This is a genomic window from Streptomyces sp. NBC_01217, assembly GCF_035994185.1.
Taxonomy (GTDB): domain Bacteria; phylum Actinomycetota; class Actinomycetes; order Streptomycetales; family Streptomycetaceae; genus Streptomyces.
In genome coordinates this window covers 1,662,331-1,687,073 of the sequence record NZ_CP108538.1, presented here as the reverse complement: position 1 = coordinate 1,687,073, position 24,743 = coordinate 1,662,331, and the positions used below count along the sequence as shown (strand labels likewise).

The window sequence follows — 24,743 nt, the reverse complement described above, 5'->3', positions numbered from 1 at the left end:
CGCGAGCGTCCCAATCGGCACCCGGTCCGCTCACGCCCGATACGCCCGTAGCGCCTGCATCGGCACCTGGGGAGGATCCCGGCCCTGAAATGTCCCTGATGCGGTCCCGGATCGTGGCCGTCCGGCGGGTGGGCGGTGCAGGATGGAAGGGACGTTTCCCCTTGCGCCTGGAGGCCCCGATGCTTGCCGAGACGATCTGTTCCGCGGTGTCCGCGGCGGGCCTGGGCATCGCCGCCGTCTCCGCGTACCGGAAGCGCTTCCTCACGGCGGCCCGGATCGCCGCCTACTCCCTGGTCCCGATCGGCCTGGTGCTGACCGGGGTGGTGGACTGGCTCGCCGGAATCGCCTTCAAGCCGAGCGTCTGGATCGGCTTCGGGCTGCTCGCTGTGGCCTGGCTGCTGTTCATCACCACGCGTGCGATCGAGCGACGTGGCGTCGGCACCCGTAAGGAACGCAAGGCCGCCGCACGGGCGGCGCGGGGCGAGGCGATCGCCCCCGCGGCCTCGGCACCCTCGCTGGGGACCGGGCTCCCGGCGACCCGGACACAGACGAATCCGAATCCGAAGCAGCAGCCCGCGTCCTCGGGCGAGGACTTCAGCGACATCGAGGCCATCTTGAAGAAGCACGGCATCTGACCCGGCCCCCCACCGCGGTGCGGTGCCCCGGAGGACCAACTCCGGTAATGCCGCCGGGAGTTCGGTGAGACCGGCCGGTCACTCGGCCGCCGGACTCCGAATTCGACGGGCACGTAGCGGTGTTGAGCAGGGCCGGCACCCTGTGTGCCGGCCGTCGTACCGAAAATGTGACGGCCGATCGGACGCCGGAGCGAATTGCGACCGCCCCCGGTGAGGGTGAACTCAGCGCACAAAAAGGCATGTTGATCGCCAACGGGCCCCGGACTGCGTCATGATCGTCCCGAGATGGTGGACACCTCCCGGGGCGATGCCCCCGCAAGCCCTGCCGAAGAGCCGCGCGGCTGCCTCTTCGCGCTTTCCCAGCCCCCGTTGATGATCTTCCTCGCGGTGATCGGCAGTCTGCTGCTGATGGCCGCGTTGCATGATCTCTTCATGCTGTGAACGGATCGCCGGCCGCTTCCTTGCGGCGTGCCCGGTACGCGGCCACATGCAGACGATTACCGCAGGTGCGGCTGGAGCAGTAGCGCCGGGAGCGATTGCGGGAGAGGTCGACGAAGGCGTGCCGGCAGTCCGGTGCCTCGCAGCGCCGCAGTCGCTCCTGCTCGCCCGCCACCACGATGAAGGCCAGCGCCATGCCGCAGTCGGCCGCGAGATGGTCGGCGATCGAGGCGTCCGGCGCGAAGTAGTGCACATGCCAGTCGTAGCCGTCGTGATTGCTGAGCTGCGGTGTGGTGCCTGCGGCCGCGATGAGGGCGTTGACGAGCGAGGCGGCGGTCTGTGCGTCGTCCGTCGCGAAGACCGCGGCGAAGCGGGCCCGTACGTCGTGCACGGCGCGCAGGTCCTTCTCGTGGAGCTCGCCCACGCCGCTGATGCGATGGCGCCGCGCGAAGTCGTACAGCGCTTCGATGCCGGCGAGACCGTCGGCCGGCTCGCCCTCCGGCTGCCCGCACGCCGGCGGTTCGCTCTCCGGCGAGGTGTTCAGCAGATCGACCACAATGTCGAGGGCGATCCGGGTGTCGTGGGGGATCAGCACGCTTTCGCTCCCTGGCCTCCGGCGGGCGGGTGCCCGCCGATGCCGGCTGACTCTACTGGCTCGGCGGCGGCGCACAGAGGCCCGAGACGGCCCATGAGGGGCGCGGGGAACGCTTACCGGCCACCCGTGGGTGTCCATGGCCGGTGGCCGCCTGTCCGGGCCGTGGGCGGGCGCTGCGGGCCTGCGGGGCGTGTACCGGTGCGCGGGGCGTGCGGGCGCGGCCGTGGGGGAACGCGCGCCGACGCCGTCACCACGGTGGATTCCGTGATGACGGCGTCGGTGTCAGCCCTATGAGGTTTTCCGCGCGGCGCCGCCTCCCCGAGTCGGACGGCGCCGTGCAGCTCTCGGCCTGGCTCAGCTCTCGGCCAGGATGTGTGAGAGCTCCGTATCGAGATCGAAGTGACGATGCTCGGTGCCTGGCGGAACCGCGGCGTCGGTCCTTTTCAGGAACGACTCCAGGGCCCTCGCCGGGGCTTCGAGCAGGGCTTCGCCCTCTGGGGAGCTCAGCGCGATGCAGACGACGCCTTGACCGTGACTACGGGATGGCCAGACGCGGACGTCTCCGGTGCCGGTGGGCCTATGAAGCCCCTCGGCAAGGAGGTCGCGGGCGAAAACCCACTCGACCGTCTCCTCCGCTCCGGTGTGGAAGGTGGCGTGCACGGCATACGGATCGGCCGTGTCATACCGCAGGCCCGCGGGTACAGGCAGTGAGGACTCGCTCGACACAACGAGGCGCAGGTGCAGCTCGCAGCTGACCGTGGTGTTCATAAGCGCCAGGGCCTTTCGCTCAGTGTGCGCTCGGGGATTCGCACGTCGGCGAAGTCGACATGCCACCTACGGTGGCGTTGTAAACCCCTCTGACCTTTTTGTGTTCGTTCAGGTAGCTCGTACGGCGGTGTGTAACTTTGGGTTATGCGGCCATTCCGGTGACGGAGACCGTTCGGGTAGGTTGGCAAGCATGAATGCGGAGAGTGACGAGCGGGACGGAGGCGCCGTGCCGGCGCGACCGGTGTCCGCCGCGGGGGATGGGACGAAGAGCGTGACGGGAGATGCCGCGGAGGGTGTGACGAAGGTGGAGCGGGAGCTCGGATCCCGGGCGCCCGGGTTCATCAAGGCGTCCAGGACACTGCATCTGAGCTGGCAGGTCGGCGTCTTCGTGGTCGGCCTCGCCGTGGTCGTGGCGGGCGTCATCATGCTGCCGCTGCCCGGTCCCGGCTGGCTGGTGATCTTCGGTGGCATGGCGATCTGGGCGACTGAGTTCGTCTGGGCCCAGCTGGTGCTGCGCTGGACGCGGCGCAAGGTCACCGAGGCCGCCCAGCGGGCGCTCGACCCCAAGGTCCGGCGGCGCAACATCGCCCTCACCGTGATCGGTCTGGTGATCATCGCGGTGCTGGTCGGGATCTACGTGTGGAAGTTCGGCATCACCATGCCGTGGAAGATCAACGAGTGACCCGGGGATGGTCATGGGGCGCCACTGACATGGGGTAATGTTTGGCCTGCGCCCGGGCGATTAGCTCAGTGGGAGAGCGCTTCGTTCACACCGAAGAGGTCACTGGTTCGAAACCAGTATCGCCCACCCCGGACAGAGGGCCCGTGAGACCGCAGAGTCTCACGGGCCCTCTGCATTTCTCGCGTCCACTCGTCACGACGCCCGTGTGAACGATTCAATCGATCGTGGCAGCGGATAACACCCCCGATTCGCTATTCCGGAACTCCGCCGTAATTCCGCGCAGGTGCGGCGAGAAACGCCTACTGCGTAATTCCGAGGGGCAGTTCGGTTGCGACGGCCAGCCGATGACCACATGGCCGGCCCGGTTCTTCCGCGGCCGGCCATGTGGCACACCGTCAGCGCATCCGGCCCAGGGCGTCCTTCAGCCGCCGGGCGTCGCGCAGCCGCTGCTCGTACGTCGACCCGACCACCAGCAGCAGCACTCCGGCCAGCGCGGGCGGCAGCCAGCGAGGCAGGGCGCCGACGACCTGGACCACGTACGGCGCGAGTTCGTGCAGGGCGTCCAGAGCCAGCACCGCACCACCGAGCAGCAGCAGCGCCTGCAGCCGCAGCCGCGCGCCCGCCAGGGTGATCACCAGCACCGCCACACCGAGCAGCAGCGGCCGCAGCCAGTGCGGATCGGCCCATGCCGCGAAGAGGCTCGGCACCAGCGTCGCCGCGAGACCCGCCCCGTACGCCGTCCACGACGACGCCTCCGGATCACGGCGGCGGCGCAGCACACCGACCGCCAGAGCGGGCACCGTCACCGGCAGGGTGTAAGCCTCGGGAGCCGACACCCCCGAGGCCGAGAGCCGCAGCCAGGTCGCCAGGACGAACAGCGCCATCGCCAGATACCCGGCCACCGGCCGCCGCTCGGCACGCACGGCCGTACCCGCCGCCAGTACCCCGCACAGCGCCAGCACCAACGCCAGGAACGGCCGGTCCGTCACCGCCATGCCCACCGCCACCACACCAGCCACGGCACCGGTCAGCTCGATGGGCAGAGCCGACGGGAGACCCCGCAGCCGCGCCCCGAGCAGCACCGTCACCGCGGGGACGACCAGGAGGAGCGGCGCCGCCTGGTACCCGGCAAGCCCCAGCGACGCCCCGGCCGCACGGGCGAGCACGATCGCGCACACCACGGCAGCGCACGCCGGCACCGCCGGCACGAGCCGCAACGCCCGCGCCGCCGACGACGTGGCGCCGCCGAGCAGCACCGCGGTCACGCCGAACATCACCAGCAGCACCCCGAACACCGCGTATGTGGCGGCCTCCGCCGCGAGCGACAGCAGCCCCGCGCTCGCCGCACCGACCAGAGCGCACACCAGGGCGGTCGGCCCCACCCCGGCCACCCCGCGGCGCAGACCCCGTACCGCCACCGCGAGCACCCCGGCGGTCAGCACCAACTGCACCGGCACAGCCGCCGCGTACGACAGCCCCAGCACCGCGGGGAGCACGGTGAGCCCCGCCCAGCCGAGCACCACCGCACCGGACCCCGCCGCATCCCGCCACGCGGCACCCGGCGACAGCACTGGCCCCGCCACCCGTACCAACGACGCCCACGACCGGTACGCCGCCCCCAGCACCACGGCCACCGCCAGCAGCACCACCGGCGCCGCCGCCATGCCGGACCACGCCATCTCCCGCGCACCCAGCGCGCCCCGGACCCCACCGTCCGGCGCCCCCGACCACACTCGGTCCAGCTGCGACACGGCACCCATCAGCGTCAGACCGACCGGCGGCGCCGCGGACAGCACCGCGCCCGCGGTCACCGCGGACGAGGCCCACACGAGCCCCCGCCCGAGCGGGCGCGGCAGCGGAGCGCGTACCGCACCCAACAGCACCACACCGCACAGCAGATACACGGGCACCGCCCAGTCCCAGGCCACCCAGGTGTGCAGCACACCGCCCACCGCGGCCACCCCGCACAGCCCGGCCACCACACCGCCGGCCACCGAAAGGCCCGCCGGCGCACGCCACGCCCCGAACACCGCGATCGCCGCGCCCATGAGCAGCAGCGCACTCGGCGCCGAAGCGGCCCACGCCGTATCGGCGGAGACCGACTGCCCCAGGGCGGCCAACAGGCCCAGCAGACCCGTTGCCCAGCAGCAGACACGGGCCGTCACCCGTACCGCAACGCCCTTGCCCCACACCGCGATCGCGCAGTCCAGCGCGGCCGTGACCAGCAGCGCCCAGCTGAACGCCGTGATCCCCGCGCCCGCCGCCCAGGCCCACAGCAGCAGCGGCAGTTGCACGGTGATCACCGCCAGCGGCAGCGGCAGCCTCAGCCGGTCGAGGAGCAGCCCGTACGCGCCCCAGAGCACGGCCAGCACCGCCGAGGCTGCCGCGGCGTAACCGAGGCCGTCGGCCTCCGGCACCGCCACCCGGTGCAGCGCATACGCATCCAGCACCATCAGCACCGACGCCAGGGCCGCGAGAGCCTCGGCCGTCGACGGCAGCCCGCGACGCAACAGCACGGCGGGAGCGGACAGCGCCGCGACCGTCACCACGCCGAGGACCGCCGAGCGGCCGCCGATGCCCATGTGACCCCAGCTGACCAGAGTGAACGCGATCGCCGCGATCGTCAGCAGCAGACCGCCCAGGGTGAGCAGCACATTCTGCGCACTGCGCGGCCCGGCCGGCACGGCAGACGGCCCGGACGGAGCCGCGAACGGAGCGGCGAGCGGGGGTGCGGGTGGCAGGGCGGGGCGCGCGACGGCTGGTGTCAGCACGCTCAGCAGCCAGGCGCGACGAACCAGCAACTGGGACCGGCGGGCATCCAGCCGGGCCAGCTCGCGATCGAGGAGCGCCAATTCCTCGGCGGGCGGCGGCACATGTTCCATGGACGGGAGTGTGGCGCGAGCCACAGCTTCGGACATGCGCTCGGATACTCAGTTCCCTGGCTGAGTACGCGCAGACTGGGGCCATGGACTGGAGTCGCTACCGATTTGTGAGTATCTGGGACCTGCCCGGCACTCCCGATGACGTGTACGAGATCCTCGGACGCCCCGATGACTACCCGCGATGGTGGCCGCAGATCCGCGAGGTCACCTCGGTCGACGACACCACCGGCACCACCCGCATCCGCTCCTTCCTCCCCTACGACCTCGTCATGACCGTCCGCGAACGCCGCAGGGACCCCGGGGCCAGGGTCCTCGAAGCAAGCCTGAGCGGCGACCTCGACGGCTGGGCCCGGTGGACGGTCACCGCGCACGGCACCGGCAGCCGTGCCGTCTACGAGCAGGAGGTCGAGGTGCGCAGACGGCTGATGAGGCTCCTCGCCGTGCCCGGACGCGGCGTGTTCCGGGCCAACCACGCCCTGATGATGCGTGCCGGACGGCGGGGCCTCGCGGCCCGGCTGGAAGGAGTTTGAACCAGACCCTCCATGCCCTGTATGGTTCAACCCGTTCCCGGGCGATTAGCTCAGTGGGAGAGCGCTTCGTTCACACCGAAGAGGTCACTGGTTCGAACCCAGTATCGCCCACCCGGGAGAGGCCGGTCCGTCAGCGACATCGACGGACCGGCCTCTGCGTATCCGGGAAATGCTCCGGGGGCGTGAGCGATCACGCGGCAGCGGGCAGCTCCGGGCGCAGCGGCCACGCGGGATCCACCACCTCCATCGTGCCGCTCTTCGCGAACCACGCCTGCAGACCACGAGCCTGTGCCGCATGCCACACGGCCTGCAGGGTATGCAGTTCCGGCGGTGTCAGCCGCTCCAGGCGGGACGAGAACCGCCGCCCCACCGCCCGTACCAGCTCCAGCGAGGCCGCCGCATCGGCCGCCGCGTCATGCGCGCCGTCCAGCACCACCCCGTACAGCTCGCAGAGGTCGGTGAGGGTCCGCCGGCCCTTGCGGTAACGGTCCAGATGCTTGTCGAGCACGCGCGGATCCAGCACGCACAGCGGCGCGTTCTGCAGATACCCGGCGAGCGACGACGCCCGGTGGCGCTTCAACTCCCGGTCCAGCAGCGTCAGATCGAACGGTGCGTTCATCACGACGAGCGGCCGGCCCGCCGCGGACTGCTCGGCCAGCGCCCGGGCTATCTCCTCCACCACCGGCGCGGGCCAGCGGCCGTTGCGCTGCAGATGATCGTCGGTCAGACCATGGATCTCGGTCGCCCCTGCGGGCACCGGCACCCCTGGATTCACCAGCCAGCGGGTGATGCGCACCCGCCCGCCTGCCGTGTCCTGGACCACCAGGGCGGCCGAAACGATCCGGTCCTCCTCGACGTCCACTCCCGTTGTCTCCGTGTCAAAAGCGGCCAGCGGTCCTTCGTACCAATGAGTCATCCCCGAACTCCTCGTGCCCGAACGGCAGATGGCGTGATTCCCCTGCCCGGTTCGGTGATACCCGCACCCTTTGCCTGATACGCCGTTTGCGGGCCGTCCTGTGCGGTGACAACAGAGGTGACGGGAAAGGAAGTTGCCCGCCGCCCTTGTCACGAAGATCTCTGCACCGAAGACCTCTGCACCGAAGAACCGATCGGCACAGCCCGGAAGGCACACGCAGCCATGGCGCTCGCGCAGCCCGAACCGAGCGGGCTGCTGCCCCAGCGGGTCACTCCGCTGCGCGGCACACTCGCCACCACCGCCTGCATGGAGACCCTCCAGGTGGGCTACCTTCACGCCGTCGCGGCCGCGGCGGGGTGCTCCCTGTCCCAGCCCTTTCCCGACAACGGCATCGACTGGCACGTCAGCCACGGCGCCCCCGGTCACACCGTGGACGACGAGGTGACCATAAAGGTGCAGCTCAAGTGCACCTACCAGCTCCCGCCGCACCCGCCCGGACCGACGTTCTCCTTCACGCTCGACAACGCACACCTCGTGAAGCTCGCCCGGACGCCCGTGTCGGTGCACAAGATCCTGGTCGTGATGATCGTGCCGCGCAGCCAGGACGAGTGGCTGCGCGCCGGACACGACCGGCTCGATCTGCGGCACTGCTGTTACTGGACCAACCTGGCCGGCCACACGGTGACGGGCCGGCACAGGACCACCGTGCGGATCCCGACCTCGCGCATATTCGACGACCGGGCGCTCTGCGAGATCATGACCCGCGTAGGGGCGGGAGGGAGACCCTGATGCACCGGCCGATGGACGAGTCCGTCAATGAAGCGATCCCGTCAGCCACACGCCCGCACCCCAGCGAGTACGCGGGACCGTGGCCCACTGCCGCCCAGCCGCTCGGGGGCATCCCCGACCCCGCCCGTATCGACCCCGCGGTCCTCGGCGCCCTGCTCGACCGGCACGGCTGGCAACGCCGCGGCGGGGCCGCGGGCCGCTACAGCCGCTGGACCCCACCGGGACCACCGGCCCCGCGCGGCGGCGGCACGAGCCTGCTGGTCCCCGACACCACCGCCTTCCCCGACAGCGAGGACCTCCTCGGCGAGGCGCTGACCGCGCTCGCCCGCAGCGCCGCACCCTCCGCCCGCGAGGTCCTGGTCTCCCTCGCCGTGCCCAGCGACGAGATCCGCTGGTGGCGCGAGGTGCCCGAACCGGTCGCGGGAGCGGCCGGGGCCGCCAGCTGGACGGGGGCCGAGCAGCTGCACGCCGCCGCCCGGCAGATCCTGCTCGCCGGAGCCCTCGCCGTCCGCGAACGCACCGGCTACCACGGGGCGCGCCACCGCCGCAGGGCCCTGGCGGCCCTCGAAGGCATCCTCGTCGGACCCGCGCCCGGCGGCCGCGATCTCGCCGCGTTCGTCCCCGTCGAACCGGGCCGCGCCGTCGCCGTACGGCTCTACCACGCCCTGCACGCCACCCGCGAGGCCGTGGACTACCAGCGGGCCACCGGTGGCTTCGAGGCCTTCGACACCGCTGTGGAGGCGGGCGTCAGCCGGGAGCTCACGGAGGCCGTCATCGCGCTGGTCCGGGGCTCGGAAGGGGCCGGGATCGCCCTGGAGTGGGCGCCCGCCGCCGGGATTCCCGAGGGCTGCCCGGCCCGCCCCGAACGGGTGGAGTTCTCCCCGGGCGACCTGCCCGCCCTGCGCCGGGCCGGGGCCCGCTACCTCCAGGACGAACCCGCCGTGACGGTACGCATCACCGGCGCGGTCGTCCGGATGCGCCGCTCGGGGCCGCGCGGCGCCGGGATCGTACGGCTGCGGGTGCTCGCGGGCGCCGAGGTGCCGCACGTACGGCTGGAGCTGGACGAGGAGGCGTACCGGATCGCGGGCCACGCCCATCTGGTGGGGCTGCCGATCCGGGTGGAGGGCAGGCTGGAGAGCCGCGGCGGCTTCCGGCGGCTGACCCGGACCTCGCAGGTGGTGCCCGTGCAGGTGGACGAGGCGGAGCGGGACCGGCTGATGAAGTCGCTCCAGGAGAACGTCGACTACTTCGAGGAGGCGTGCACCGGCGAATAGGGGTGCGGGGGGTGGGTCGAGGGCAGCAGGCGGGCTTTCGGGCTCAACCGTTTCGCAGAGGGGGCCCGCGGCTCGGTACGATTCGTATCGCACGTGCACCATGAATGCGTGCGTACCCCCTGAGTCAGGAGAGACCGGTGTCAGACGTCCGTGTGATCATCCAACGCGATTCCGAGCGGGAAGAGCGCGTGGTGACGACGGGCACTACGGCAGCCGAGCTCTTCCCCGGCGAGCGCACCGTTGTCGCCGCCCGGGTCGCCGGTGAGCTGAAGGACCTCGCGTACGCCGTCGCCGACGGCGAGGTCGTCGAGCCCGTCGAGATCTCCTCCGAGGACGGCCTCAACATCCTGCGGCACTCCACCGCGCATGTCATGGCGCAGGCCGTGCAGCAGCTGTTCCCCGAGGCCAAGCTGGGCATCGGTCCGCCGGTCAAGGACGGCTTCTACTACGACTTCGACGTCGAGAAGCCGTTCACTCCCGAGGACCTCAAGGCCATCGAGAAGAAGATGCAGGAGATCCAGAAGCGGGGGCAGCGGTTCTCCCGCCGGGTCGTGACGGACGAGGCCGCCCGCGAGGAGCTGGCCGACGAGCCGTACAAGCTGGAGCTCATCGGCATCAAGGGCTCCGCCTCCACGGACGACGGCGCGGATGTCGAGGTGGGCGGCGGCGAGCTGACCATCTACGACAACCTCGACCCGAAGACCGGTGACCTGTGCTGGAAGGACCTCTGCCGGGGTCCGCACCTGCCGACCACCCGGTTCATCCCGGCATTCAAGCTGATGCGCAACGCCGCGGCGTACTGGCGGGGCAGCGAGAAGAACCCGATGCTCCAGCGCATCTACGGCACCGCCTGGCCCACCAAGGACGAGCTCAAGGCGCACCTGGAGTTCCTGGAGGAGGCCGCCAAGCGCGACCACCGCAAGCTCGGCAACGAACTGGACCTCTTCTCCTTCCCGGACGAGATCGGTCCCGGTCTCGCGGTCTTCCACCCCAAGGGCGGCGTCATTCGCCGGGCCATGGAGGACTATTCGCGCAAGCGGCACGAGGAGGAGGGCTACGAGTTCGTCTACTCCCCGCACGCCACCAAGGGCAAGCTCTTCGAGAAGTCCGGCCACCTGGACTGGTACGCCGACGGCATGTACCCGCCCATGCAGCTCGACGACGGGGTGGACTACTACCTCAAGCCGATGAACTGCCCGATGCACAACCTGATCTTCGACGCACGCGGGCGCTCGTACCGTGAACTGCCCTTGAGGCTCTTTGAGTTCGGGACCGTTTACCGGTACGAGAAGTCCGGCGTCGTGCACGGTCTGACCCGCTCGCGCGGCTTCACGCAGGACGACGCGCACATCTACTGCACGCGCGAGCAGATGTCGGAGGAGCTCGACCGGACGCTCACCTTCGTCCTGAACCTGCTCCGCGACTACGGTCTGACCGACTTCTATCTGGAACTCTCCACCAAGGATCCCGAGAAGTTCGTCGGCTCGGACGAGACTTGGGACGAGGCCACCGAGACGCTGCGCCAGGTCGCCGAGAAGCAGGGTCTGCCGCTGGTCCCGGACCCGGGCGGCGCCGCCTTCTACGGACCGAAGATCTCCGTCCAGGCGCGGGACGCCATCGGCCGTACCTGGCAGATGTCGACGATCCAGCTCGACTTCAACCTGCCGGAGCGCTTCGACCTGGAGTACACCGGCCCGGACGGCTCCAAGCAGCGCCCGGTCATGATCCACCGCGCGCTGTTCGGCTCCATCGAGCGGTTCTTCGCGGTGCTCCTTGAGCACTACGCGGGTGCGTTCCCGGTCTGGCTGGCCCCGGTCCAGGCGGTCGGCATCCCGATCGGCGACGCGCACATCCCGTACCTCCAGGAGTTCGCGGCGGAGGCGAGGAAGAAGGGGCTGCGGGTCGAGGTGGACGCCTCGTCCGACCGGATGCAGAAGAAGATCCGTAACGCGCAGAAGGCGAAAATGCCCTTCATGATCATCGTCGGTGACGAGGACATGAACGCGGGCACGGTGTCGTTCCGGTACCGCGACGGTTCGCAGGAGAACGGCGTTGCACGTGACGAGGCGATCGCCAAGCTCGTTGACGTGGTGGAGCGTCGCGTTCAGGTGTGATGTGGTCCCCGCACACGCGGGGATTCGGCCCCCGGAGAGCTAACCGCCCTCCGGGGGCCTCTTCTCGTCCTCCCGTCTGAACACCTGCAACAGCCACGACGAGAACGAACCCGTCACCGCCCCCAGCAGCGCCAGCCCGCAGGCCATCAGGCCCGCCGCCACGAGCCGGCCGACCGGCGTGACCGGTACCGCGTCCCCGTACCCCACCGTCGTGAGCGTCTCGCACGCCCACCACACCGCGTCGCCGAAGGTACGGATCGAGGCCCCCTTCGCGTTGCGTTCCTGGCGGTAGACGGCGAGCGCGGCGGAGAAGCCGAGGAGCAGGGCGCTCGCACCGGCATAGGTGATCACACGGGCGTACAGGCTCAGCCGGGGCTGCGCCCTGCGTCGCCGGACCGCGGTGTAGACCTTGATCAGTCGCAGCGGCCGCAGCAGGGGAAGCAGCAGTACCGCCGTGTCCAGCGCGTGCACCCGGATGAAGCGGAGGCCGAGGCCGCTGAGCCGGAGCCGTACGACGTAGTCCACCGCGAAGATCAACCAGGTGGCGCCGACCAGGGCGAGGGCGATGTCGTTCCAGGGCCTGGCGTCGTGAGGGGCGAGGACGCGGAACGCGTAGCCGAGCAGGAAGAGCAGTGAGGCGTAGAAGAGCGGCACTTCCGTGCGCTGCTCCCAGCGCGTGAAACGTGGCGGGGCGGAGTCCGCGGGCTGGTCGCTCATCGGCTCAGCATCTCCGTGCGCGGACGGGTGCAGCCCCGGCGACACGCTCACCGGGAGTGAAGCAATATGCTGATCGCCATGACGAGTGAGCCGGAGCAGCAGATCGGAGTGGGGACGCCCGACGCGTTCCAGCGCCTGTGGACGCCCCACCGGATGGCGTATATCCAGGGTGAGAACAAGCCGACCGGTCCGGAGGCCGGCGACGGCTGTCCATTCTGTGCGATCCCGTCGAAATCGGACGAGGACGGGCTCATCGTCGCGCGCGGCGAGAAGGTGTACGCCGTGCTGAATCTGTATCCGTACAACGGCGGGCATCTGATGGTGGTGCCGTACCGGCATGTCGCCGACTACACGGAGCTGGACGGCCCGGAGACCATGGAGCTGGCCGATTTCACCAAGCGGGCGATGGTGGCTCTGCGGGCGGCTTCGGGGGCGCACGGGTTCAATATCGGGCTCAATCAGGGTGCTTCCGCGGGGGCCGGTATCGCTGCGCATCTGCACCAGCACCTGGTGCCGCGCTGGGGTGGTGACACCAACTTCATGCCGGTGATCGGGCACACGAAGGTGCTGCCGCAGCTGCTCGCCGATACGCGCAAGATGCTGGCCGACGCCTGGCCGGCGGCGGGCTGATCCGAGCTGTTTTCGCTGCGTGGGCGCCCCGGTCTCCGCTTCTGCCGGGGCGCCCACGCATGTCTATGCGTCTCTATGCGTCGTACAGGTCGGCCTTGCGCGGGGTCGGGTCCTGTACCAGGCCGCTCAGTATCGTCGAGCGGTTGTCGAAGCGTTCGGTGTCCACGCCGTTCTCCTCCAGGACGCGCATGGCGGCGTTGTGCACGGCGCGCAGGACGGGAGTGGCGGCGCGCATGGCGTCGTCGGCCATGAAGCGGTGGCGCCACGGCTTCTCGGCCCAGGCGTGGCGCAGGCCGAACGGCTCGGGCAGGGCGATCTTGCCGCCCAGGTAGTCGAGGAGCGGCGGGTACCAGGTGAAGGGTGCGCGCAGGGCGAGGCGGACGACTTCCTGGGGTTCGACCAGGGCGAGGGTGATGTCGCGGGTCTCCCAGAACCGGACGGTCTTGTTGACCGTCTTGGTCTTGGCCGCCGGCTTGCTGGTGAAGAGCGAGTGGACGGGGCCGAGCGCGTGTCCGGTGACCTCGATGCGCAGGGTCTCGTAGAGCACCGTGACCGTGATCATCATGGTGATGACCAACTGGCCGTCCCAGAGGGTGAACTGGACGCCCAGATAGTGCCGGTCGCCGCCGCCGAACTGCTGGTGGTTGCAGATCCGCTGTATCTCGTGCGGCTTGACCTGGAAGGTGGCGACGTCCTCGCCTTCGGGCCGGGAGACCGAGTCGGCGTTCTCGCCGACGGGTGAGACGATCCAGTGGGTGACCGACGGGGTGGGGAATCCTCCGGTGTTCAGCGGACCGCGTTCCAGCACCTTCAGCTGGTCGTGGATGACCCGTATCAGGTCCCAGCTGCGGAAGCGGTGGAATTCCTTGCCGGGATCCTTGGAGACGAGTTCCTCGGCGAGCTGCCAGCTGCCCCAGCGCGTACCCATGCCGAGGATGCCTTTGGGGCCGGCGTAGAAGACCGCGTTGGACTGCTGTTCGGCGGAGAGCTTCTCCAGGCCCTGGCGGAGCGCCTCGCGGGAGGTCTCGTTGGGGTTCTTCGGTACGGCCTCGGGGATCTTGGCGATGACGCCGCCGCCGGAGAGCAGCCCTTCCCAGCGGGCGCGCATGTCCTTGGCGGAGGTCTCGGCGATCCGTTTGGCGATGAGCCAGCCGATGACGGGGGCGACGATCATCGCCCGTACGTAGAGTGCGAGGAATCCGGTGAGCGGCAGTTTGATCAGGAAGAACAGGGCGACGATGCCGATGACCGGGAGCAGGGCGTTGCCCAGGACGGCCAGGCCCTTGTCCTTGGTCTTGCCGAGGGAATCGCGCAGTCGGAAGGCGATGACCCACAGGAGCAGTCCGGGCAGGAAGAGAAAGCCGAACAGGGCGGTGACGGCGGTCAGTTTGCCATCGCGTGCCCTGCGCAGGCGGGTCGCGGACAGGCAGTGCTCGACGACCGTCTGCGGGTCGGTGCCGAAGGACTGGATGAGGGCCTTGCGGGCGCCGCCCAGCATCCGTTCCTGGACGGCGCGGGAGAACGCCTCGCCGAGGTTGGGCTTGAAGTAGTCGGACTTGAAGAGCTTGGAACGGCCCCCCTTCACCTCGGACTTGTGCCACTCGCTGTTGGCTTCAAGGATCTTCTCCACGGGGCTGTCGCGGTACGCGGCGGAGGCGAGGGCGTTCGTCGCCACCGCCTGTGCGCCCGCGCCCTGGAGCGGGATCTGCGCTCCGGGAGAGAAATCGAATCCGTCGTTGGCCACTGTCGCCCCCACTCGCCGCCGAGGAACCGCTCCTGCGGCTGTTTCCCAACTTCCCAACTGCCATGCCCGGCACACCTTCTGAGCTGGGATCACAGCGTATCGTCCGGAGCGCCGCGCCGCCCGCCCCTGTGGACAAGGGCGGGCGGAACCGTCGATCACGCGTCGTTCGGGTTGTTCTCCCGCTGTTCGCGGATGCGTTCGGCGAGCTGTGGGGGCATGGCTTCGTGCCGGGCGTACGCCCGGTCGAAGCGCCCGGCGCCATGGGACAGGGAGCGCAGGTCGATGGCGTACCGGCCGATCTCCAGCTCCGGGACCTCGGCCCGTACGAGAGTGCGTCCGGGGCCGGACTGTTCGGTTCCGATCACTCTGCCGCGCCGCCCGGACAGATCGCTCATCACCGGCCCGACGTAGTCGTCGGGGACGAGGACATGGAGTTCGGCGACGGGTTCGAGGAGCTGGATGCGGGTGTCGGCGGCGGCTTCGCGCAGGGCCAGCGCGCCCGCGGTCTGGAACGCGGCGTCGGAGGAGTCCACCGAGTGGGACTTTCCGTCCCGCAGGGTGATGCGTACGTCGACCAGCGGATGCCCGGCCGCGACGCCTCGCGCGGCCTGGGCGCGCACGCCCTTCTCGACGGAGGGGATGAACTGGCGCGGTACCGCTCCGCCGACCACCTTGTCGACGAATTCGATGCCCGATCCGGGTGGCAGCGGCTCCACGTCGATCTCGCAGATGGCGTACTGGCCGTGGCCGCCGGACTGTTTCACATGCCGGCCGCGGCCGGTCGACGGGGCGGCGAAGGTCTCGCGCAGCGACACCTTGTGCGGTACGGCGTCGACCTGGACGCCGTAGCGGGTGCGCAGCCGGTCCAGCGCCACGTCCTGATGGGCCTCGCCGAGGCACCACAGGACCACCTGGTGGGTGTCCTGGTTCTGTTCGAGCCGCATGGTCGGGTCCTCGGTGACCAGTCGGGAGAGCCCCTGGGAGAGCTTGTCCTCGTCCGCCTTGCTGTGTGCCTCGATGGCGAGTGGCAGCAGTGGGTCCGGTGTGGTCCAGGGGTCCATCAGCAGCGGCTGGTCCATGGCGGAGAGGGTGTCCCCGGTCTCGGCGCTGCCCAGTTTGGCGACGCAGGCCAGATCCCCGGCGATGCACGCGGTGAGCGGGCGCTGCTGTTTGCCGAAGGGGGAGGAGAGTGCGCCGACGCGCACCTCCGCCTCGTGGAAGGGGCGGGTCTCGTGGCCGGGCTCGGTGAGGCCGTGGCCGAAGACATGGACGGTTTCGTCGGGGCGCAGGGTGCCGGAGAAGACGCGTACGAGCGAGACCCGGCCGACGTACGGGTCGGAGGCCGTCTTGACGACCTCGGCGACGAGCGGGCCCTGCGGGTCGCAGCTCAGGACCGGCCGCGGGGCCCCGTGCAGCGGGGTGACCTCGGGGAGCGGGTGTTCCATCGGGGTGGGGAAGCCGCCCGTGATCAGGTCCAGGAGCTCGACCGTTCCGATGCCCTGGCGGGCGCCCTGCGCGGCGGGGGCCGCGGTGAGGACGGGGTGGAAGGCGTCTCGGGCGACGGCGCGCTCCAGGTCGTCGACGAGTGTCTTGATGTCGATGTCGCCGCCGCCGAGGTAGCGGTCCATGAGGGTCTCGTCCTCGCTCTCGGCGATGATCCCCTCGATGAGCCGGTTGCGGGCCTCCTGGAGTGTGGGGCGCTGTTCGTCGGCGGGCGGGTTCTCCTGCCGCTCGCCCGAGGAGTAGTCGAAGATCCGCTGGCCGAGGAGTCCGGTGAGTCCGGTGAGCGGGGCGTGCCCGTCGGGGCCCTCGGGGCCGTGTACGGGCAGGTAGAGCGGGAGTACGGCGTCGGGGTCGTCGCCGCCGTAGATCTCGCCGCAGATCCGGGTCATCTCCTCGAACGAGGTGCGCGCGGTGTCGAGGTGCGTGACGACGATGGCGCGCGGCATTCCGACGGCTGCGCACTCGTCCCACACGGCCCGGGTGGCACCCGCCACGGCATCGGCCTCCTGGGCCGCGGACACGATGAACAGGGCCGCGTCCGCTGCCCGCAGACCGGCCCTGAGTTCCCCGACGAAATCGGCGTATCCGGGGGTGTCCAGCAGATTGATCTTGTACCCGCCCCATTCGACGGGGACGAGCGAGAGCTGTACGGAGCGTTGCTGGCGGTGTTCGATCTCGTCGTAGTCGGAGACGGTGGCGCCGTCCTCGACCCGGCCCGCCCGGTTGACCGCGCCCGCGGTCAGTGCGAGGGCCTCGACGAGGGTGGTCTTGCCGGATCCGCTGTGGCCGACCAGCACCACATTCCGTACGGATGAGGGCTGGTCGGCCGTCGCTGCCCTGCCGGCGGCCCCGGTGTGTGCGTGTGCCTTGTCGCCCATGATGCGTGCCTCCCAGATAGTGGCGCGGAGCGGGAAGAAGATCCGGCGCGGTGTGGGGAGAAAGGTGCACGGGCACGGGGGAGCCGCCGCGGCGGCTACGGCGACGCCCGCGGTAATTCGAGCTTTCCACTCCGGTCAGGCCGCGTCCATACGTCGTGCACCGCGGCGCGATGTCGGTGCCCGGACGGTGGAGTACCGCGGGCGTGACTACGATGGGCCAGCCGGTGGCCGTAGGGGCCGCTCGGCCCACCGACCCTCGGGAAGGCCATGCTGAACAAGTACGCGCGTGCATTTTTCACGCGTGTCCTCACACCGTTCGCCGCACTGTTGCTCCGTCTCGGCGTGAGCCCTGACGCGGTCACTCTGATCGGTACGGCCGGGGTGATGGCAGGTGCGCTGGTCTTCTTCCCGATGGGGGAGTTCTTCTGGGGCACGATCGTCATCACGATCTTCGTCTTCTCCGACCTCGTCGACGGCAACATGGCCCGGCAGGCGGGCATCTCCAGCCGCTGGGGCGCGTTCCTGGACTCGACCCTGGACCGGGTCGCCGACGGGGCGATCTTCGGCGGTTTCGCGCTCTGGTACGCGGGCAACGGCGACGACAACGTGATGTGCGCGGTCGCGATCTTCTGCCTGGCGAGCGGCCAGGTGGTCTCGTACACGAAGGCGCGTGGCGAGTCGATCGGGCTGCCCGTCGCGGTCAACGGTCTCGTGGAGCGTGCCGAGCGGCTGGTCATCTCGCTGGTCGCGGCCGGGCTGGCCGGGCTTCACACGTTCGGTGTCCCCGGCATCCAGATCCTGCTGCCGATCGCGCTGTGGATCGTCGCCGTGGGGAGTCTGGTGACGCTCGTGCAGCGGGTCGTGACCGTGCGCCGCGAGTCCGCGGAGGCCGATGCGGCCGAGGCCACCGCTGCGGGTCCGGGGAGCGGGGCCGCACAGTGAGCGGCGCACCGGGCGACGCGCCCACAGGCCTGCGGGACCGGCTGACCGACGGGCTGTACGGGTTCGGCTGGAGCGCCGTCAAGAAGCTCCCCGAGCCGGTCGCCCGGGCCCTCTTCCGCACCATCGCCGACCAGGTGTGGAAGCGCCGGGGCAAGAGTGTGCTGCGGCTGGAGTCGAATCTGGCGCGGGTGGTGCCGGGGGCGTCTCCTGCCCGGCTCGCCGCGCTCTCCAAGGCCGGGATGCGCTCGTACATGCGCTACTGGATGGAGTCGTTCCGGCTGCCCACCTGGAGTCCCGCGCGGATCAAGGCGTCCATAGAGGTGGCGGACGCGCACCGGCTGACCGACGGTCTCGACGCCGGCCGCGGTGTCGTCCTCGCCCTTCCGCACCTGGGGAACTGGGACCTGGCGGGAGCCTGGGTCACCACCGATCTCAAGGTGCCCTTCACCACGGTCGCCGAGCGGCTCAAGCCGGAGACGCTGTACGACCGTTTCGTGGCCTACCGCGAAGGGCTCGGCATGGAGGTCCTGCCGCACAGCGGCGGCGCCGCCTTCGGCACCCTGGCACGGCGGCTGCGCGCGGGGGGCCTGGTCTGTCTGGTCGCCGACCGAGATCTGTCGGCCTCCGGCGTCGAGGTGAAGTTCTTCGGCGACACCGCACGCATGCCCGCGGGACCGGCGCTGCTGGCCCAGCAGACCGGAGCGCTGCTGCTGCCCGTGACGCTCTCGTACGACGAGACGCCCGTAATGAAGGCGCGCATCCATCCGCCGGTCGAGGTGCCCCGGTCAGGCAGCCGTACGGAGAAGACGTCCTCCATGACACAGGCGCTGGCCGATGCCTTCGCCGTCGGGATCGCCGAGCATCCGGAGGACTGGCACATGCTGCAACGGCTCTGGCTTGCGGATCTGGAGCCCGGGGACAACCGGGAGGACCGGCCGTGAAGATCGGCATCGTCTGCCCGTACTCGTGGGACGTACCCGGCGGTGTGCAGTTCCACATCCGGGACCTGGCCGAACATCTGATCCGGCTGGGCCACCGGGTGTCGGTGCTGGCGCCCGCCGACGACGAGACACCGCTGCCGCCGTACGTGGTCTCGGCGGGCCGGGCCGTGCCCGTCCCGTACAACGGCTCCGTCGCCCGGCTGAACTTCGGCTTCCTCTCGGCCGCCCGGGTGCGCCGCTGGCTGCACGACGGCACCTTCGACGTGATCCACATCCACGAGCCGACCTCGCCGTCGCTGGGGCTGCTGGCCTGCTGGGCCGCGCAGGGGCCGATCGTCGCCACGTTCCACACCTCCAACCCGCGCTCCCGGGCGATGATCGCCGCGTACCCGATCCTGCAGCCCGCACTGGAGAAGATCAGCGCGCGCATCGCGGTGAGCGAGTACGCGCGCCGGACCCTGGTCGAGCACCTGGGCGGAGACGCGGTCGTCATCCCGAACGGGGTCGATGTCGGCTTCTTCGCCGGGGCCGAGCCCAAGGCCGAGTGGCAGGGCGGCACGATCGGCTTCATCGGGCGCATCGACGAGCCCCGCAAGGGCCTGCCCGTCCTGATGAGGGCACTGCCCGCGATCCTCGCCGCGCGCCCGGAGACCAGGCTGCTGGTGGCGGGCCGGGGCGACGAGGAGGAGGCCGTCGCCTCGCTGCCCGAAGAGATGCGCGCACGCGTCGAGTTCCTCGGCATGGTGAGCGACGAGGACAAGGCGAGGCTGCTGCGCAGCGTCGATGTGTACGTCGCGCCCAACACGGGCGGCGAGAGCTTCGGCATCATCCTGGTCGAGGCGATGTCGGCCGGCGCGCCGGTCCTCGCCAGCGATCTGGACGCGTTCGCCCAGGTCCTGGACCAGGGCGCGGCGGGCGAGCTCTTCGCCAACGAGGACGCGCACGCGCTGGCGTCGGCGGCGGTCCGGCTGCTCGGCGACCCGCAGCGGCGTACGGAGCTCAGTGAGCGGGGAAGCGCGCATGTGCGGCGTTTCGACTGGTCGACGGTCGGGGCGGACATCCTCGCGGTGTACGAGACGGTGACGGACGGCGCGGCCTCGGTGGCCGCCGACGAACGCACGGGCCTGCGCGCCCGCTTCGGACTGGCACGGGACTAGGCGGGGCGGCGCCTCAAGACCGTTGCCGGGGATACAGGTCAAGTCCGTCCGGCGATTGAGGACCGGGGTCGGGGGCGGCGCCCCTGCTGCCACCGGGCCCGCTCGCACACCGGGCCGGACGGCCGCCCCGCCCGCGCCCGGTAGCCTTGCCGCCCGTGATCGAAACCCTCATCTGGATCGCCGTCGCGATCGTCGCGATCGGTATGTACCTCAGCTGGACCGCCGGACGGCTGGACCGGCTGCACACCCGCATCGACGCCGCCCGCGCGGCCCTCGACGCACAGTTGCTGCGCCGCGCCTCGGTCACCCAGGAACTGGCCACATCCGGCGTCCTCGACCCCGCCGCGTCCATCGTGCTGTACGAGGCCGCGCACGCCGCCCGCCAGGCGGAGGAGGAGAACCGCGAGGTCGCGGAGAGCGAGCTGAGCACCGCGCTGCGGGCGGTGTTCGGTGAGACGGCGCAGGTGGAGTCCGTGAAGGAGATCCCCGGCGGCGAGGACGCGGCGTTCGAGCTCGCCGCGGCCGTGCGCCGGGTCCCGATGGCCCGGCGGTTCCACAACGACGCGGTGCGCGCGGCGCGTGCGCTGCGCAGGCACCGTACGGTGCGGTGGTTCCGGCTGGCCGGGCACGCCCCGTTCCCGCTCGCCTTCGAGATGGACGACGAGCCACCGGTCGCCCTGGCGGACCGCCCCGTCAGCTGACCCCTGCCGGTCGGCCCGGAGGCCGCTGCCGTACGTGACCGGGGCCACAACTCGTCCCGTACGCGTTCAAAACGATCCACCGGCCTTCCATTGGCCCTTGCTGTGGACTGGTCCCGGAGAGTTTGCTCAGCACTGCGCCCAGCAGCGCCTTTCTGCAACTTTTTCTCCGAGTGAGGTCGATCCGTGTCCACGCTTCCCATCACCCCGCAGTCCACCGACACCCCGGCCACCGGCACCGCCCGCGTCAAGCGCGGCATGGCCGAGCAGCTCAAGGGCGGCGTGATCATGGACGTCGTCAACGCTGAGCAGGCGAAGATCGCCGAGGACGCCGGCGCCGTTGCAGTCATGGCCCTGGAGCGCGTGCCCGCCGACATCCGCAAGGACGGCGGCGTGGCCCGGATGTCGGACCCGAACATGATCGAGGAGATCATCGAGGCCGTCTCCATCCCGGTCATGGCGAAGTCCCGCATCGGACACTTCGTCGAGGCCCAGGTCCTGCAGTCCCTCGGCGTCGACTACATCGACGAGTCCGAGGTCCTCACCCCGGCCGACGAGGTCAACCACAGCGACAAGTTCGCCTTCACCACCCCGTTCGTCTGCGGCGCCACCAACCTGGGCGAGGCCCTGCGCCGTATCGCCGAGGGCGCGGCCATGATCCGCTCGAAGGGTGAGGCCGGCACCGGAAACGTCGTCGAGGCGGTCCGTCACCTGCGCCAGATCAAGAACGAGATCGCCCGGCTGCGCGGCTACGACAACAACGAGCTGTACGCCGCCGCCAAGGACCTCCGCGCCCCCTACGAGCTGGTCAAGGAGGTCGCCGAGCTCGGCAAGCTGCCCGTCGTGCTGTTCTCCGCGGGCGGCGTCGCCACCCCCGCCGACGCCGCGCTGATGCGTCAGCTCGGCGCCGAGGGCGTCTTCGTCGGCTCCGGCATCTTCAAGTCCGGCGACCCGGCCAAGCGCGCCGCCGCCATCGTGAAGGCCACCACCTTCTACGACGACCCGAAGATCATCGCGGACGCCTCCCGGAACCTGGGCGAGGCCATGGTCGGCATCAACTGCGACACCCTGCCCGAGGCCGAGCGCTACGCCAACCGTGGCTGGTAGTCACTGATGAGCGACACCCCTGTGATCGGAGTCCTGGCTCTCCAGGGCGACGTACGGGAACACCTGATCGCCCTGGCCTCGGCGGATGCCCTGGCCAGGCCGGTCCGGCGTCCCGAGGAACTCGCCGAGGTCGACGGCCTGGTCATACCCGGTGGCGAGTCCACCACGATGTCCAAGCTGGCTTCCCTGTTCGGCATGCTGGAACCGCTGCGCGAGCGGGTACGAAACGGGATGCCGGTCTACGGCACCTGCGCCGGAATGATTCTGCTCGCCGACAAGATCCTCGACCCGCGCTCGGGCCAGGAGACGATCGGCGGGATCGACATGATCGTGCGCCGTAACGCCTTCGGGCGGCAGAACGAATCCTTCGAGGCAGCCGTCGAGGTCGCCGGAATCGAGGGCGGCCCGGTCGAGGGCGTGTTCATCCGCGCCCCTTGGGTGGAATCGGTCGGCGCGCAGGCCGAGGTGGTCGCGGAGCACGGCGGTCACATTGTCGCCGTGCGCCAGAGAAATGCCCTGGCGACGTCTTTCCACCCGGAACTGACCGGGGACCATCGGGTTCACGCGTTGTTCGTGGACATGGTGCGCGCAGTCGGCTGACTCGATCCCGGTAGGATCCCTCGGGTTCGGATCGATTTTGGTGACGCGAAGGAGAAGGCAGATGTCCGGCCACTCTAAATGGGCTACGACGAAGCACAAGAAGGCCGTGATTGACGCCAAGCGCGGCAAGCTCTTCGCGAAGCTGATCAAGAACATCGAGGTCGCGGCCCGCACCGGCGGTGTGGACCCCGAGGGAAATCCGACCCTCGTGGACGCGATCCAGAAGGCGAAGAAGAGCTCCGTACCGAACAAGAACATCGACTCCGCGGTCAAGCGCGGTGGCGGTCTCGAAGCGGGCGGCGTCGACTACCAGACGATCATGTACGAGGGTTACGGCCCGAACGGCGTCGCGGTGCTCATCGAGTGCCTCACCGACAACCGCAACCGTGCCGCATCCGACGTGCGTGTCGCGATGACCCGCAACGGCGGTTCGATGGCCGACCCGGGTTCGGTCTCGTACCTCTTCAACCGCAAGGGCGTCGTGATCGTCCCCAAGGGCGAACTGACCGAGGACGACGTCCTGGGTGCCGTGCTCGACGCGGGCGCCGAGGAGGTCAACGACCTCGGTGACAACTACGAGGTCGTCAGCGAGGCCACCGACATGGTCGCGGTCCGTACCGCGCTCCAGGAGGCCGGCATCGACTACGACTCCGCCGAGGCCAACTTCCTGCCCACCATGCAGGTCGAGCTGGACGAGGAGGGCGCGCGCAAGATCTTCAAGCTGATCGACGCGCTGGAGGACAGCGACGACGTGCAGAACGTCTTCGCCAACTTCGACGTCTCGGACGAGGTCATGGAGAAGGTCGACGCCTGAGCCGCGCTCAGCACAGCCTTCACGGACGGGCCGACGGGGACACACCCCGTCGGCCCGTCGCATTGTCAGTGCGAGCCGATAGCCTGCGGGAACAGTTGACCGATCGGTACGGAGGGGGCCTCCCATGCGGGTACTCGGCGTCGACCCGGGGCTGACCCGGTGCGGTGTCGGCGTCGTCGAGGGCGTCGCCGGCCGCCCCCTGACGATGCTCGGCGTCGGAGTCGTCCGCACCCCGGCCGATGCGGAGCTGGGCCACCGGCTGGTCACCATCGAGCGTGGCATCGAGGAATGGCTCGACGAGCACCGGCCCGAATTCGTCGCCGTGGAGCGGGTGTTCAGCCAGCACAACGTCCGTACGGTGATGGGCACCGCCCAGGCCAGCGCGGTCGCCATGCTCTGCGCTTCCCGGCGCGGCATCCCCGTCGCCCTGCACACCCCCAGCGAGGTCAAGGCGGCCGTCACCGGCAGCGGCCGGGCCGACAAGGCACAGGTCGGAGCCATGGTCACCCGGCTGCTGAGACTCGACTCCCCGCCGAAACCCGCCGACGCGGCAGACGCCCTCGCGCTCGCGATCTGCCACATCTGGCGGGCCCCCGCGGTCAACCGCCTCCAGCAGGCACACACGGCCGCCGCCGCGGCCGCCCGCGCCCCGCGCGTTCCCCGTACCCCCGCAGTTCCCGTCCGGAAGGTCCCCCGATGATCGCCTTCGTCAGCGGCCCCGTTGCCGCACTCGCCCCGACCACGGCCGTGATCGAGGTCGGCGGCATCGGCATGGCCGTCCAGTGCACGCCGAACACCCTCGCCGGCCTCCGGATCGGCAAGGAGGCCAGGCTGGCCACCTCCCTCGTCGTACGGGAGGACTCCCTCACCCTCTACGGCTTCGCCACCGACGACGAGCGGCAGGTCTTCGAGCTGCTCCAGACCGCCAGCGGAGTCGGCCCCCGGCTCGCCCAGGCGATGCTCGCCACCCACAGTCCGGACGCCCTGCGGATCGCGGTCGCCACCGGCGACGAGAAGGCGCTCACAGCCGTCTCCGGCATCGGCAAGAAGGGCGCGCAGAAGCTCCTTCTCGAACTGAATGACAGACTCGGCGAGCCCACCGGCGCCCACATCGGCCAGCAGGGCATCGGCACCCCGGTCACCTCCTCCTGGCGCGATCAGCTGCAGGCCGCCCTGATCGGTCTCGGCTACGCCACCCGCGAGGCCGACGAAGCGGTCACCGCGGTCACCCCGCAGGCCGAGGCTGCCCTGGCCGAGGGCAGGCAGGCCCCCGTGCCGCAGCTGCTGCGCGCCGCGCTGCAGACCCTCAACCGCGCCCGCTGACCCGACGCGACATCCCCGACGCACGGGCATCGCACGGCCCGGCACCGAAACACCGAGGCGGAACTG

Annotated in this window: 24 protein-coding genes and 2 tRNA genes; 19 read left to right on the top strand and 7 right to left on the bottom strand. The window is 70.3% G+C overall.

Going from position 1 to position 24,743, the window contains the following annotated elements:
* The first annotated feature begins 179 nt into the window (after nt 1-179).
* Nucleotides 180-635, top strand: coding sequence for a hypothetical protein (locus OG507_RS07250; protein ID WP_327366312.1), 456 nt, complete (start codon nt 180-182; stop codon nt 633-635).
* A gap of 285 nt (nt 636-920) precedes the next feature.
* Nucleotides 921-1,076 (top strand): hypothetical protein, encoded by a 156-nt coding sequence (locus tag OG507_RS07245; RefSeq protein WP_327366311.1) that lies wholly within the window; start codon nt 921-923, stop codon nt 1,074-1,076.
* Here the strand turns inward: OG507_RS07245 and OG507_RS07240 are convergent.
* Together OG507_RS07240 and OG507_RS07235 are read right to left on the bottom strand one after the other, a co-directional pair.
* Complete coding sequence (locus OG507_RS07240; RefSeq protein WP_327366310.1) at nt 1,066-1,668, bottom strand: CGNR zinc finger domain-containing protein; 603 nt, start codon at nt 1,666-1,668, stop codon at nt 1,066-1,068. The two genes, OG507_RS07245 and OG507_RS07240, sit on opposite strands and share 11 nt — an antisense overlap.
* A 354-nt stretch (nt 1,669-2,022) precedes the next feature.
* Complete coding sequence (locus OG507_RS07235) at nt 2,023-2,436, bottom strand: SsgA family sporulation/cell division regulator (RefSeq protein ID WP_003959770.1); 414 nt, start codon at nt 2,434-2,436, stop codon at nt 2,023-2,025.
* 190 nt (nt 2,437-2,626) lie between these two features.
* On the opposite strand from OG507_RS07235, the gene OG507_RS07230 reads away from it, so the two are divergent.
* Both OG507_RS07230 and OG507_RS07225 read left to right on the top strand, forming a co-directional pair.
* A complete protein-coding gene (locus OG507_RS07230; RefSeq protein ID WP_327366309.1) occupies nt 2,627-3,118 on the top strand; it encodes a TIGR02611 family protein in 492 nt (163 codons plus the stop codon).
* A gap of 54 nt (nt 3,119-3,172) precedes the next feature.
* Nucleotides 3,173-3,244, top strand: a tRNA-Val gene (locus tag OG507_RS07225).
* 269 nt (nt 3,245-3,513) lie between these two features.
* On the opposite strand, the gene OG507_RS07220 is transcribed toward OG507_RS07225, so the two are convergent.
* Nucleotides 3,514-6,000 (bottom strand): SCO7613 C-terminal domain-containing membrane protein, encoded by a 2,487-nt coding sequence (locus OG507_RS07220; RefSeq protein WP_327366308.1) that lies wholly within the window; start codon nt 5,998-6,000, stop codon nt 3,514-3,516.
* Between the two features lie 83 nt (nt 6,001-6,083).
* Between OG507_RS07220 and OG507_RS07215 the strand changes: the two genes are divergently transcribed.
* Complete coding sequence (locus OG507_RS07215; protein ID WP_327366307.1) at nt 6,084-6,530, top strand: SRPBCC family protein; 447 nt, start codon at nt 6,084-6,086, stop codon at nt 6,528-6,530.
* A gap of 39 nt (nt 6,531-6,569) precedes the next feature.
* A tRNA-Val gene (locus tag OG507_RS07210) sits at nt 6,570-6,641 on the top strand.
* Nucleotides 6,642-6,720: 79 nt separating this feature from the next.
* Here OG507_RS07210 and OG507_RS07205 read toward each other — a convergent pair.
* Nucleotides 6,721-7,446, bottom strand: coding sequence for a 3'-5' exonuclease (locus tag OG507_RS07205; RefSeq protein WP_327366306.1), 726 nt, complete (start codon nt 7,444-7,446; stop codon nt 6,721-6,723).
* Between the two features lie 222 nt (nt 7,447-7,668).
* Here OG507_RS07205 and OG507_RS07200 point away from each other — a divergent pair, with 222 nt between their 5' ends.
* The 3 genes from OG507_RS07200 to thrS all read left to right on the top strand — a co-directional run bounded on the left by OG507_RS07200 (nt 7,669) and on the right by thrS (nt 11,623).
* The gene (locus OG507_RS07200; protein WP_327366305.1) at nt 7,669-8,235 is read left to right on the top strand and encodes a DUF4365 domain-containing protein; all 567 of its coding nucleotides are present in this window, start codon (nt 7,669-7,671) and stop codon (nt 8,233-8,235) included.
* Entirely contained in the window at nt 8,235-9,509 is a 1,275-nt protein-coding gene (locus OG507_RS07195) for a hypothetical protein (RefSeq protein ID WP_327366304.1), read from the top strand. The genes OG507_RS07200 and OG507_RS07195 overlap by 1 nt, the downstream gene beginning before the upstream one ends.
* 137 nt (nt 9,510-9,646) lie before the next feature.
* A complete protein-coding gene (gene thrS, locus OG507_RS07190) occupies nt 9,647-11,623 on the top strand; it encodes a threonine--tRNA ligase (RefSeq protein ID WP_327366303.1) in 1,977 nt (658 codons plus the stop codon).
* 39 nt (nt 11,624-11,662) lie between these two features.
* Here thrS and OG507_RS07185 read toward each other — a convergent pair whose 3' ends face one another.
* A complete protein-coding gene (locus OG507_RS07185; RefSeq protein ID WP_327366302.1) occupies nt 11,663-12,340 on the bottom strand; it encodes a potassium channel family protein in 678 nt (225 codons plus the stop codon).
* A 66-nt stretch (nt 12,341-12,406) separates the two neighbouring features.
* On the opposite strand from OG507_RS07185, the gene OG507_RS07180 reads away from it, so the two are divergent.
* Nucleotides 12,407-12,970, top strand: coding sequence for an HIT family protein (locus OG507_RS07180; RefSeq protein WP_327366301.1), 564 nt, complete (start codon nt 12,407-12,409; stop codon nt 12,968-12,970).
* A 73-nt stretch (nt 12,971-13,043) separates the two neighbouring features.
* On the opposite strand, the gene OG507_RS07175 is transcribed toward OG507_RS07180, so the two are convergent.
* Nucleotides 13,044-14,714: a hypothetical protein gene (locus OG507_RS07175; protein WP_327366300.1), complete on the bottom strand. Its 1,671-nt coding sequence runs from the start codon at nt 14,712-14,714 to the stop codon at nt 13,044-13,046.
* 155 nt (nt 14,715-14,869) lie between these two features.
* A complete protein-coding gene (locus tag OG507_RS07170) occupies nt 14,870-17,095 on the bottom strand; it encodes an elongation factor G-like protein EF-G2 (protein ID WP_327366299.1) in 2,226 nt (741 codons plus the stop codon).
* A gap of 267 nt (nt 17,096-17,362) precedes the next feature.
* Here OG507_RS07170 and pgsA point away from each other — a divergent pair, with 267 nt between their 5' ends.
* The 9 genes from pgsA (at nt 17,363) to ruvA (ending at nt 24,677) form a co-directional block, all read left to right on the top strand.
* Nucleotides 17,363-18,037 carry a phosphatidylinositol phosphate synthase gene (gene pgsA, locus OG507_RS07165; RefSeq protein ID WP_327366298.1) on the top strand — a complete coding sequence of 225 codons (675 nt, stop codon included), beginning with the start codon at nt 17,363-17,365 and terminating at the stop codon, nt 18,035-18,037.
* Entirely contained in the window at nt 18,034-18,978 is a 945-nt protein-coding gene (locus tag OG507_RS07160) for a phosphatidylinositol mannoside acyltransferase (RefSeq protein ID WP_327366297.1), read from the top strand. Before pgsA ends, OG507_RS07160 begins: the two co-directional genes overlap by 4 nt.
* Nucleotides 18,975-20,135 (top strand): glycosyltransferase family 4 protein, encoded by a 1,161-nt coding sequence (locus tag OG507_RS07155; RefSeq protein WP_327366296.1) that lies wholly within the window; start codon nt 18,975-18,977, stop codon nt 20,133-20,135. Before OG507_RS07160 ends, OG507_RS07155 begins: the two co-directional genes overlap by 4 nt.
* A 203-nt stretch (nt 20,136-20,338) precedes the next feature.
* On the top strand, nt 20,339-20,836 hold the full coding sequence (locus OG507_RS07150; protein WP_327371885.1) for a hypothetical protein: 498 nt from the start codon (nt 20,339-20,341) through the stop codon (nt 20,834-20,836).
* A gap of 183 nt (nt 20,837-21,019) precedes the next feature.
* Nucleotides 21,020-21,940, top strand: a complete 921-nt coding sequence (gene pdxS / locus OG507_RS07145) for a pyridoxal 5'-phosphate synthase lyase subunit PdxS (RefSeq protein WP_327366295.1) — start codon at nt 21,020-21,022, stop codon at nt 21,938-21,940.
* A gap of 6 nt (nt 21,941-21,946) precedes the next feature.
* The gene (pdxT, locus tag OG507_RS07140; RefSeq protein ID WP_327366294.1) at nt 21,947-22,540 is read left to right on the top strand and encodes a pyridoxal 5'-phosphate synthase glutaminase subunit PdxT; all 594 of its coding nucleotides are present in this window, start codon (nt 21,947-21,949) and stop codon (nt 22,538-22,540) included.
* Nucleotides 22,541-22,601: 61 nt separating this feature from the next.
* On the top strand, nt 22,602-23,354 hold the full coding sequence (locus OG507_RS07135; protein ID WP_327366293.1) for a YebC/PmpR family DNA-binding transcriptional regulator: 753 nt from the start codon (nt 22,602-22,604) through the stop codon (nt 23,352-23,354).
* Between the two features lie 124 nt (nt 23,355-23,478).
* Nucleotides 23,479-24,054, top strand: a complete 576-nt coding sequence (gene ruvC / locus OG507_RS07130) for a crossover junction endodeoxyribonuclease RuvC (RefSeq protein WP_327366292.1) — start codon at nt 23,479-23,481, stop codon at nt 24,052-24,054.
* Complete coding sequence (gene ruvA, locus OG507_RS07125; RefSeq protein WP_327366291.1) at nt 24,051-24,677, top strand: Holliday junction branch migration protein RuvA; 627 nt, start codon at nt 24,051-24,053, stop codon at nt 24,675-24,677. The genes ruvC and ruvA overlap by 4 nt, the downstream gene beginning before the upstream one ends.
* Nucleotides 24,678-24,743: the final 66 nt, after the last annotated feature.